This window comes from Fischerella sp., assembly GCF_013388695.1.
Classification (GTDB): Bacteria; Cyanobacteriota; Cyanobacteriia; order Cyanobacteriales; family Nostocaceae; genus PCC9605.
On the sequence record NZ_JACAEU010000176.1, the window covers coordinates 1 to 11,420 of the forward strand.

General features: G+C 40.9%; 9 protein-coding genes and 1 tRNA gene. 5 read left to right on the forward strand and 5 right to left on the reverse strand.

Going from position 1 to position 11,420, the window contains the following annotated elements; all coding sequences use genetic code 11:
• Window positions 1-517: 517 nt before the first annotated feature.
• The 4 genes from HXY43_RS24200 (at window position 518) to HXY43_RS24215 (ending at window position 3,159) form a co-directional block, all read left to right on the forward strand.
• The gene (locus tag HXY43_RS24200) at window positions 518-718 is read left to right on the forward strand and encodes a hypothetical protein (protein WP_026734775.1); all 201 of its coding nucleotides are present in this window, start codon (window positions 518-520) and stop codon (window positions 716-718) included.
• Window positions 719-936: 218 nt separating this feature from the next.
• Window positions 937-1,006: transfer RNA gene (locus HXY43_RS24205), tRNA-Ile, on the forward strand.
• 60 nt (window positions 1,007-1,066) lie between these two features.
• Entirely contained in the window at window positions 1,067-1,528 is a 462-nt protein-coding gene (locus HXY43_RS24210) for a hypothetical protein (RefSeq protein WP_290888941.1), read from the forward strand.
• A 197-nt stretch (window positions 1,529-1,725) separates the two neighbouring features.
• Window positions 1,726-3,159, forward strand: a complete 1,434-nt coding sequence (locus HXY43_RS24215; RefSeq protein ID WP_290888944.1) for a vWA domain-containing protein — start codon at window positions 1,726-1,728, stop codon at window positions 3,157-3,159.
• Between the two features lie 172 nt (window positions 3,160-3,331).
• On the opposite strand, the gene HXY43_RS24220 is transcribed toward HXY43_RS24215, so the two are convergent.
• The 4 genes from HXY43_RS24220 to HXY43_RS24235 form a co-directional block, all read right to left on the reverse strand.
• Complete coding sequence (locus HXY43_RS24220; protein ID WP_290888947.1) at window positions 3,332-4,108, reverse strand: MinD/ParA family protein; 777 nt, start codon at window positions 4,106-4,108, stop codon at window positions 3,332-3,334.
• A 158-nt stretch (window positions 4,109-4,266) separates the two neighbouring features.
• Window positions 4,267-5,331, reverse strand: coding sequence for a DUF3365 domain-containing protein (locus HXY43_RS24225; protein ID WP_290888950.1), 1,065 nt, complete (start codon window positions 5,329-5,331; stop codon window positions 4,267-4,269).
• Between the two features lie 541 nt (window positions 5,332-5,872).
• A complete protein-coding gene (locus HXY43_RS24230) occupies window positions 5,873-7,321 on the reverse strand; it encodes a sensor histidine kinase (protein ID WP_290888953.1) in 1,449 nt (482 codons plus the stop codon).
• A gap of 291 nt (window positions 7,322-7,612) precedes the next feature.
• A complete protein-coding gene (locus HXY43_RS24235; RefSeq protein WP_290888956.1) occupies window positions 7,613-8,464 on the reverse strand; it encodes a PhnD/SsuA/transferrin family substrate-binding protein in 852 nt (283 codons plus the stop codon).
• Between the two features lie 194 nt (window positions 8,465-8,658).
• On the opposite strand from HXY43_RS24235, the gene HXY43_RS24240 reads away from it, so the two are divergent.
• A complete protein-coding gene (locus HXY43_RS24240) occupies window positions 8,659-9,561 on the forward strand; it encodes a DUF3365 domain-containing protein (RefSeq protein ID WP_290888959.1) in 903 nt (300 codons plus the stop codon).
• A gap of 5 nt (window positions 9,562-9,566) precedes the next feature.
• Here HXY43_RS24240 and HXY43_RS24245 read toward each other — a convergent pair whose 3' ends face one another.
• Window positions 9,567-10,769 (reverse strand): sensor histidine kinase, encoded by a 1,203-nt coding sequence (locus HXY43_RS24245; RefSeq protein WP_290888962.1) that lies wholly within the window; start codon window positions 10,767-10,769, stop codon window positions 9,567-9,569.
• Window positions 10,770-11,420: the final 651 nt, after the last annotated feature.

Genomic DNA, 11,420 nt, shown 5'->3' on the forward strand with positions numbered 1-11,420 from the left:
AATTTACAATTCACGGGTATGTAGAGACGTAGCATTGCTACGTCTCTACAATGATTTGGCATCGAACTACAAAAATGTATGCACACATAATTCATGACCAAATTCAGCAACGCCTTTTTTGTGATGGCTGTGAGTAGTTGATAGTTGATGGTTAGTTTAGATATCTGCATTGACTGCAAAAATAAAAATTAATAACTGTCAAGATAAATAAGCTACTTTTTTCCTATATAAAAAATGCTAATAGCATGAGTATAAATACTTTGTAACTTCATGCCTACAACTCTATAGCGATCGCTGTAGAACTGTAGGCATCTTTATCAGATTAGGATCTAAATAATCGTGGTTACTAACTTGATTCAATCAAGGTCTTGCCACCTTGTCATAGACCTTTTAAAAATCCTCTCAGGTATTGACACATTGTGTAGTATGCGAGTAGTATATAAACATCAACAAACAAAAGTCAAATATATAAAAAGAGTTTAACCTCCCAAAATATATATCAAAAGGAGGTGTGAGTATGGTTCACATTCGTTTTGAAGGTCGTTCATATGATATTAGTGAGTCACAACTGGGCTTAACAACAAGCATGAATGATTTCGCTATCAAAGAACGGCTAGCACAACATTTTGATGTGCAATTAAATCGCTTTGAATCTTACATAATTGATCGCAGACCAAGTGGTGATTTAATAGTAAGACCAGAAGCAGTTTACGGATAAAAATTTGTCCCGCACCCTAACAGGTAAAGCTTACATACATAATTGTTCCGCAAGGAACTTGTAGGTACCCTACGGGAAGCCGCCCTGTGGGCGTCTACGACTCCTACCATCGCCACTGTTTGGCGATGTAGACAAATTGGTAAAGTCAAAATGTAAATAGCTTTTCCAACTTGTGTGGGGCAATCAATCTTTCACTTCGCGCCCTAACATAAAAAGCTTACATACTAGCTCAATTGGTAGAGCATTACTCTGATAAAGTAAGTGTAACAGGTTCGATCCCTGTGTATGAACGAACAGCTTTTTCAACTTGCGCGAAGTGTTTAAAATTATAAATTATTTAACTCAATAATGAGTGATAAATGTAGCAAATTTCAGACAGTTGCTGAAATCGAAAATTTGTTAGCTGCATTCAATCATTGCACTTTGCCACGATGTGAGTGGAATCATACTGCACATTTGACAGTTGCATTATGGTATCTCACACAATATGGTGAAAAAGAAGGAAGCGATCGCATTCGCCAAAGTATCCAGCGGTATAACGCAGCTATGGGTATTCAAACTACAAAAAATAGCGGCTATCACGAAACTCTCACTCTATTTTGGATTCAGATGGTGCGTCGTTATTTGTCAGTTAACAACAGAAAAGATTCGCTATTGCAGCTGACTAATGGACTAATCAATAGTTACGGTAATAAGTATCTTCCACAGCAATACTACAGTCAGGATTTACTGATGTCTTGGGAGGCTCGTACTAGCTGGATTGAACCAGACTTAAAACCTTTGATTGACATCCAGCCTTCCTCAAGTTAAAACGGTAGTTGTCGCCGCGCCCTAACAGAGAAAGCTTACATACTAACTCAATGGTGAGTACTCGGCTGTTAACCGATTAGATGGGTTCGATTCCCATGTATAAACAAACAGCTTTCTCGACTTGCGCGGTGATTATTCACTCGCAAACGTGCGACAACTACCTCCGCACAACTCTTCACAAAATGGAGGTAGTACCCATGAATACAGCAGAACGCGACTTGCGTTTAGAACTTCTCAACAGCTTGCTGACAACTCCTCACCGCGAACTGGAGAAGGTAGCAGAATTCCATAAATTAATAGTAGAACTTGACCCGATTTTCTACGGACACCTGGCTGTATGGTATCAGCATAACGGTGATGTCCGCGACCACAAAGAAGTGTTTGTGGGACATTTGCTGACAAGCAATGTGAATGCACACCGCGACGCTGGGTTTGTCATGCTGCAAGAGTTTCCACCTTACCAAGTGGCGCGAATTGTAGACTTTATGAAGCAGCAACTAGGTAAAGTTCCGCGTTGTACGCGTACCGCCGTGCGGCGTTATTTGCAAGCGCGGGAAATCAACCCTCAGCTTTTCGATCGCGCTGCTTTACGCGGACGCAAGGCAATGAAGCACCTGTATGCAACTTTGCATATTAAGCCAAATATGCGTGCAGATGCGGTGTTGTTCAAAGATACTCCACCACAAGACAGCCTTGCCTTTATTCTCAAGCAAGTGGCAAAAGCAGCCACACCAGCCGAACAAGCAGCTTTGATTGTCGAGCATAACATCCCTTATACCATTGCCATTGGTGCGGTGAAGCAACTCACACCAACGGTGCTGGTAGCGTTGATTAACTCCATGTCACCGCAAGAGGTAATTAACAACCTCAAATCCCTCAAACAACGCGGTGCAATGGAACACCCAGAAGTCAAGGAATTGATTGATGGGAAGTTGGAACAAGCAGCAAAGAGCGATCGCGTCTCTGCATTCAAAGCCACAGTCGCCGCCGATGTCACCCAGTTGGATACAGAAACAGCTGCAAAGCTAGAAAAAGTCGCGAACGAGCAAGTCAAAAAGCGCGGTAAAATTGCCAAGCCAACAGCCTTGTTGGTTGACAAGTCCGGAAGCATGGATATAGCGCTAGAAGTGGGTAAGCAAATTGCCGCCTTGATTTCTGGCATCACCGAAGCAGACTTGTTTGTGTATGCTTTTGACACCATTGCTTACCCAGTGAAAGCACAGGGTACAGAACTGTCAGACTGGGAAAAAGCGTTTCAGCACATTTTTGCTAACGGTGGGACTAGCATCGGTGCGGGACTGGAAACCATGCGGTTGAAAAAGCAGCTAGTAGAACAAATTATCATTGTCACCGACGAAGGCGAAAACACCCAGCCATACTTTGCTGAAGCTTACCAAGCCTATCAGCGAGATTTGGGAGTAATGCCTAACGTCATCATCGTCCGAGTGGGACAATGGTGTGATTACGTTGAAGGCAAGCTGAAGGAAAAGCAAGTACCTGTGGATACTTTCACTTTTGCGGGTGACTACTACTCTTTGCCAAACCTGGTTCCATTGCTATCACGTCCATCCCGCCTAGAGTTGCTGATGGAAATTTTGGATACACCGCTACCTGTGCGGGACGATAAGTAGGGGAAGGTGGGTAGATGGGGAGATGGGGAGAGTGGGGGAGTAGTAAACCACTAACCACTAACTACTAACTACTAACCACTAACCACTAACCACTAACTAATGACCAATGACTAATGACCAAGCGGGGTTTTTTGTAACTCTTGGTTGAGATAAACACGGAGTGCGGGGTACTTCACCTATGGTTAAGGATATGCTTGGCGATCGCACTTACTTCTTGTGTCCAAGGATGATCGGGGTAGCGCAAGCTGAAAATATCGCTGCTACCCAGATAAAACATTTCTTCACACACAGGTAAGATGCCAGCCACATTTGTACCGTAGGTTGAAACTATTTGTTGCCGCAAAGCCTGAAAGTTAAAAGTTGGCAATGCCTTATTGATTACCAGCATAATGCTAGGAACATCTAACTTGCGAGCCACATCAACAGCTACAGCCGTACCTTGGTAATCCTGCTGATCTGGTCGAAGGATGACCACAAGGATGTTGGAAATAATAATAGACAGTAGGGTTTCTTCGTTAATGCCAGGGTGAGTATCAATAAAAAGATAATCCAGTTTTAAGCGTTTGCTCAAATGCTGAAAACCATCATTAAGCAGGCGTGCATCGTATCCCTCACGCAAAATGCGAGAAATCTCACCAGTCTTGATGCTGGAAGGAATTAGATAAATATTACCTCTGATTGCAGGGGCTTTCTGCTTCATTTTCAGCAGTGGTGTAACGTCGTAAGCAGCCTTTTCAATCGGACAGCGACCCCACAGATAATCATTCAGGGTGTAGCTTACTTTATCTTCTTCGAGACCAAAAAGAACATGAATTCCAGGCGATTGAATATCAGTATCAACAATACCAACCCGCTTACCAGAACGAGCGATCAAAGTGGCTATATTAGCAGTTACATTTGATTTACCTGTTCCACCACGGAATGAATGGATAGAAATGACTTTAGACATAATAAATATCCTCAATTCAGAGTTAAAATTTCAAAATTACGCCTGATGTGAACTATTTAATTAACTCGGTAGTTACTTGTACTTCCAAACAACAACCAACCACCAACCACTAACCAATGTACAGACGTGCCATGGCACGTCTCTACAACCACCAACACTTATTCATCTGATTCTGACCATTTATTTCTAATATCTTTTGCCTCTTTGCGTAATTTCTGGAAGTATTCACTGCGAGCAATTTCATCCACTTGGCGAGCCATCTTGGTTTCGTCTATTTTGATGCGGAGTTCCTGCACCTGTTGTTTTAGGCGTTGCTCGCGAGCGTAGACTTCACGAACCATTTTCTGAAAGACTCGCCCCAACTGTCCTAATTCGTCAGTGCGTTTAACAAGTACTGTCAGATTTTTAATTTCATACTCTTTTGCTTCATCAGAATTAATTGTATCAGTACTAATTTTTTGAGCCAGTTGAGCCATTGGTTTGATAGGTTGGATTACATTTAGCTTCAACAAATAATTAATCAGAATAATGACCAAGGCAAAAATTGCAATAAAAATACCAATGAATAAGGAAAAATTCTTGCGAACGTTCTCAAAAACTTGACTGGCAGGAACATAAATTATTTGAATACCGAGGATCTCATTGAGCTTCCATCCAAAACCATGCTCTGTTCCATAGGTTTCTACAAGGCTCTTGGGTGCCATTTCGGGAGTGCTATGGCAACTAAGACACTTGGGATTTTGAATAGAAAAAGGACGGGCACTATAAAACAATTGCTCTCCAAATGCAGTCAGAAAACCTGATTTGGATTGCAAGCTTGAGTTATTACGGAAGTTTTCTATAAGATTAGTTTCAAATTCATCAGCTTGATCCTGTAAATTTGTTGGGTTAAGTGTGGCGTCTTTGTAAAGGTAATGTTGATATTCTTTTTTGTCGCGTAGATTCTCAAATACTTCCCTAGCTGCATAACTAGGTACTGTTTCAGGAACAAACTTTTCCTGATTTTTTAGATAAGGCTCTAACAAGCTTGTTATGTGGCTACTACTATAGTCTCTAACTGAATTGACCATTTGCATCAGCACTTGCGCTCTGTAGTTGATTTCATTTTCAGCTGTGTATTCAAGTGCCTTTGATAAAGCCAATCCACTAAACGCGATCGCCCCTATAAAAACTAGCGATAGGAGCAAGGTAAATTTGTTGGCAAGCTTGGAATTATTTATCATTTTTCTTAGTTTTCATATTCATGAAAAATCCATTTTTTATTTCTATAGCATTATCTTCATCGTAAAAATTTAATAAGGTAAAAACATCTGAAGAATGTCTTGAATCCCTGTGCAACGAAATATATAAACTACCTCTAACTTTCGTTGACTGAATAAGTAAAATTAGCTATGACTAAAGTCGGATGTGGCAGCAATATGTAAAAGGGATCGGGGATTGGAGATCGCCGAAGAGATTTTTATTCCCTCGTTGTGGGTGAAAAGTCCGTGGGGGGACTGTCTTGAAAGTTGGGCATGAGGCATTGGGGAGCCAGTGCGCCCTTGGTGGTTGCCCCCGTTGTAGCACCTGGCGTCATTGGAAGAGAGATTTTCATCCTTTGCTGTGCGCCCCGGTGCTGCACCCCTATGGAACAGATCGGAGGCGGAGCCTCCAAACCCTCGTTACCAGGTTCAACCTAGCAGGTGAGAATTAAGCAGCCCCTGGCTCCTAATGACAAATGACAAATGACGACCCTTACGAGTTAACTTTATTCGTGCCGATCTACTAAGAAAGTAAGCGCTGCCGAAATTCCACTGCTTTTTTGGAGTCTCCAATCTCTGCTACTAACTTCAATACCAGTTCTTCTGGAGAAAGTTGCTCAGAAGATTTTATTGTTTCCTGAACTACAACGATCGCCATCGGGCCGATTAATTCAGCGAGATCGCGCTGACATTTTTGTACAAAACTTTTCTGGAGGGTAGGGTGTTTCCAGCTTTGATCTGAGATTACTCTCGCAGGCTGCGATATAGTAACTGAGGATTCTGATAAGGGTAGTCTCGCAGTAATGCGACAACCAGCACCTGGACTACTTTCAATTTGGAATTGACCTTTTAAGAGGGTAACTCTTTCTCGGATTGCTTGGAGAGCAAACCCCAGCGGTTTTTGATCTAATTGAAATCCTCTGCCATTGTCTTCAATAGTGAGATTGACTTGCTCTGGGGTAGCACTCAACTGAATATTAACTGCTGTTGCTTCCGCGTGTTTGTAGATATTTTTCAGTGCTTCTTGCATAAGCCGGTAGAGCATTTTGGCAACCTCTACAGGTAAAGGAACATCTAAGTTCAATTGAGTAGTAGGCAAAATGCCTGTGGCATAATGAAACTCCTGCATAAGAAATGCGATCGCTGTCTGAAACCGCTCTTTTGGTACATCAGCACGAAGCGTATTGACTGAACTACGAACCTCCTGCATAGCCATAGAACCAAGCCGTTTGGACTCGACAATAAACTGATGGGCTTGCTCTAGATCTACTTGCCAAAATTTGAGAGCGCCTTGTAACTGAATATTCAAGGCAGCCAAAGCATGTCCGAGAGAATCATGGACATTGTGGGCAAGGCGGTTGCGTTCCCGCACGGCGGCAAGTTCTTCCATTTGCAGGGTGTACTGTCGCAGTTGCTCGCAAGCAATTGTCAGTTGTTCCCGCATCTGGCGATCGCTCAGTACCATATTCACCAGTTGCAGCAAAAACAATAATGCCATGCCAAACAGCAGCACATAGCTCAATTGGCTCAGCCAAAATCTACCTTGCTCCGAGAGTGAAACAGACAAGCCAATATTGCTATTAATCTTGATCTGTAGAACCAAGAACAGGAAAAAAACCAAAGCAGCTAGTAGGTAGCGCCCCGACAAATCAAACAAAAAACTACTGCGGATTACCACTATAATCAACAGCACGGGCCACAATTGTAAGTATCCTAACGCTGCTCCAAATAAAACTAGCCCGATTTCAATAGCTGTATAAAGTACTTTGTAAACTGTTTTGCCACTAGGCAGTACCAACCCCATGAAACCGAAGACAACCAAAATCAACAGGGGTGGAATCGATAAATGAGGGGATCGCGAAAAAATAACAGACAGTAGGGAGTCAGCTACAGCACAAGTTGCCACTAACCCCCATTCGGTATAGAGCAGAAAGCGAAATGGATTTGAGCGGACGGGAAATGAGAGACTCATAATCAAGTGGCAACTGTTGCCAAAACTGACCTCGTTAACTACCTATTTTGAATCTTTTAAATCCAATTGCAGCATCAAACAGCAACTTCTAGACTTTTGTTGGAGCCTGGGGCGATCGCTCAACGAAAGTTGTAGACAAATTTACTTAGCTGCTCAACGAAAGTCGTAAGCAGATTTCAGTAAATGTGTAAAATCCCCTACTTCTGGTCAGAAGTAGGGGATCTGTCATTTGTTTCTGGTTAAATTTCTACTATGAAAAAATTAAAAGAGTGAAATTAACCCTTAATCAACTCAAAATAAACGAACAGGTTTGTTTTGCAGTTGGGAAGCGATCGCCATTACCCGTTCTACTACAGCAATCATGTAGTAGTAATCTGGTACTTTTCCATTAGGTACATACCCTACCTCTTGAGCCAAACTTGAAGGAAATTCATTCAAGGCTCGGCGGATGTACTCTTGATTTTTGCGTTCCACACTCGGCCCAACCAAAACAACACCAGGTGGAATCAAATGAGGGTCTTTAAAAAGTATGCGAAATCCACTCTGGCTTAACTGCGAACCGTAAAGATCCAATTCTGCGATTGAAACCGCACCAGCAGTAGCTTTACCTTGGGCCACCCATTCTAAAACTGTTTTAGGTGTAGGTGCGAATAAAATCTCTGCCAATGTCAGACCATAAAGGTTGTAAAGGGGTAAATAATATCCTGTTGCTGAACCTGGTTGACCTAATACAACAGTTTGACCCTCTAGCATTTTTAATTCGCCAAGCGAGCTATCTTTTCCTACAACAATAACTGAGCGCAAATTACTATCACCAATTAAAGGAAAAAGCGGAGTGTATTGATAACGAGAAATTGCAATAGCTGCTAAACCTGGTGGAGCAAATACTAATGACCAAGAGCGTTCTTTTAAGCGCTCAATTGCTTGATTTTCATTGTAAGCAGGCTCTAACTGAATGTATGCCTTCATTTTTTCACCCAAGTAGCTATTGAACTTAGCGTACTCGTTAATTATTTGTTCTCCGCCACTGTAATTTATAGCCCCAATAGTTAACTCACCTTGGTATTTCGATTTTGATTGACAGGCTACTGTTAAAGATAGTAGAAATAGAAGAAAGTCACGACGTGAAAATTGCTTAATCATTATTAATGATAGTTAAGTGAATCATGGTTAATTTATGATTAATCTCATAGCTTTTTTGGAAGTAATAGCTAGCATTACCGAACAGTAATAAAAGAGTATTTCTAGAATTTTAAATTATCTGATATGTATAACTAGAAATATTGTCGAATCGGCTAAGATACTAGAATAGTGTGTCAATTGAATGAGAAAAATATATGTTAAAAAACTTAAATATTGGCACTAAAGTCAACTTGCTTCTAATACTAGTTTTTATCATTAGTATTTTAGTGACTAGTACTGCCCTATCAACTTTACTCCAGCATAGAGCGCAAAATGAAGTGACTTCTAAAGCGCTAATTCTGATGCGTACAATGAATTCAGTTAGAACGTATACACAGGATCGCATAAATCCCCTACTTAAATCTAGATTAGAAACTGAAGCACAATTTATTCCTGAAACAGTACCTGCTTACTCTGCTATAAAAATATTTGAAAAATTTCGCAATGACGAAGAATATAAAAATTTTATATATAGAGAAGCAACACTGAATCCTACTAATTTGCGAGATAAAGCCGATCGTTTTGAAGCCCAGCTTGTCGAACGTTTTCGACAAAATTCCAACAATAAAGAAATTACTGGTTTTCGCAACCTTCCTCAAGGAGAGGTATTTTACATCGCCCGACCATTAGCTGTTACACAACCGAGTTGTCTTGAATGTCATTCAACAGTAGATAAAGCTCCTAAGAGTTTGTTGGCAACTTATGGAACAGAACATGGCTTTGGTTGGCGACTTAATGAAATTGTTGCTGCACAAATAATTTCGGTTCCTTCTGAAGAAGTCTTTAAAGATGCTGCTCATACTTGGTCTTTAATGATGGGACTTTTAATTGCTATTTTTGCTATCATAGTTCTCTTGCTGAATTTCTTAATCAAAAAAGCAATCATTCAGCGAATTAGAAAAATGGAAAAAATAGCTCAACGAGTTAGCACTGGTGATATGAGTGTCGATTTTGAAGAAAAATCTAATGATGAAATTGGTGGATTGGCAGTAGCATTTAACCGGATGAAATCGAGTTTGGAAATAGCTCTAAAGCTGCTTCGTGGACAAGATAATTAATTTAATCAATTTAAGTTAGAAAGTAAGTGTTGCTGAAAGCTATAAGCTTTTTGTGGATTGGGAATTTCTGCTGCCAGAATTTCCACAAGTTCAGCGCGGGACAGATGAGGGTTTTTTTTGACAGTTTTTTGAACAAGAAAAGATGCTATTGGACCGATGAATTCAGCTAAATTTCGTTCGCATTGACGTAGAAAGCTCTCATTGCAAGGTAAATCATCTAGTTGATTCTCTGATGTAGTTGTAGATTCCTGGAAAATACACATTGCCTTTTTTTCAAACTCAAGGCGTTGTTTTCCAGTCATGTGAACTGCCAAATTATCAACGAGTTCTTTGCGACTGTGTGCCTTTGCCGCGACTTGCTTTAATAATGTCGGAGCAACTGGGCCCACAATTTTTATAAAAATATTTTCTAGGTGGTTATACTGTTCCAGAGATAGTACAGAACAGAATTGGGAGTTTGTCTTGTTCTTTTGGGAAATTGTCAAAGAAAAATCTACTTTTGGGGTTTTTTTTTCCAAAACGGGAACTTCTAGCAAGGGCAGTTCGACAGTGATCTTGCAACCAGTGCCTGGCTCAGTTTCAATATTCAAATTACCCTGTAAGGCTGTCACTCTTTCTTGCATCCCTTGGATGCCAAACCCAGTTTTTTTTTGCGACAGGCTAAAACCTTTGCCATTGTCTTGAATAACGAGAAATACGTTATCTGGAGTGACGTTTAGTTGAATTTGTACCTTCGTTGCTTGAGCATATTTACATATATTTGTCAATGATTCTTGCACAATCCGGTAGATAGTCATTACTACCTTGATAGACAAAGGAGCAGATATGCTAATGCTGGTAGAAGGTAATACGCCAGTAGCTTGATGAAAATTATCAACAACAGAAGCGATCATTTCTTCTAGCGATCGCTCTGGAGTATCATTCGCACGCAAAGAACTGACAGATTGACGAACTTCATTAATGGCAACCGTTCCCAGTCTTTGAGCTTCTGTTAAAAACCGTTCTGCTTGAGAGGGATCGATATGCCAAAGCTTGAGGGCCGTTTGCAACTGAATGTTAAGACTAGTTAAGGCGTTGCCCAACGAATCATGTATTTCACGGGCAATACGCTTGCGTTCTTGGACTGCGGCTAGCTCTTCAATTTGCAGGAGATACTGTCGTAGCTGCTCGTGGGCCAGTAATAACTCGGTGTAATGCTCAGATACCACGGTATTTACCTTCCACTGTAGTATTAATAGACTATGTCACATCACATATTGCATTGCTTGCAATATCAGACTTTCTTTAGATCTTGTGAATTTATCTCAGATTAAAGTCATACACGTACCCTACAAGACTAATTAGTTAATTTCCGGATGCGCGTTACAGAATGCAAGTATGAAATCGCGCGACCTTGATTTGAACCTGTGTGTAATTGTCAGAGGAAGATTAAGAATTTACGCAGCAATTCGATAAATTCATATTTCTTCACAGAATTTCCTGATTCAACAACACTGATGAGTCTTTGACTTTAATTTTTATGACTTAAGCATGAAGGCGTAATTAAGTAGATGGACGTAATTAAACATAAAGTGCTTATTTTTTGACAAGGGCGGGCAGGATGCTCCGAAGTTTGCCGGAAAGAACATCTCCCCGGCAACTTCTCTCCACCCCACAAGAGATTTGTTGTTCTTGTGGGGTGGGCGTCTCGCCCGCCCTGATTATGCAACTTAAATGCACATCAGCTTACTTAAGTAAGTCGGTGGGAATAAATCAAACTATGTTACGAAACATAAACACGCTTGAAAGCTTTAACAATGACCAATGACAAAGGACAAATGACGATCTTAACTAGTTAGCTTTATTTGTGCTGACCTACT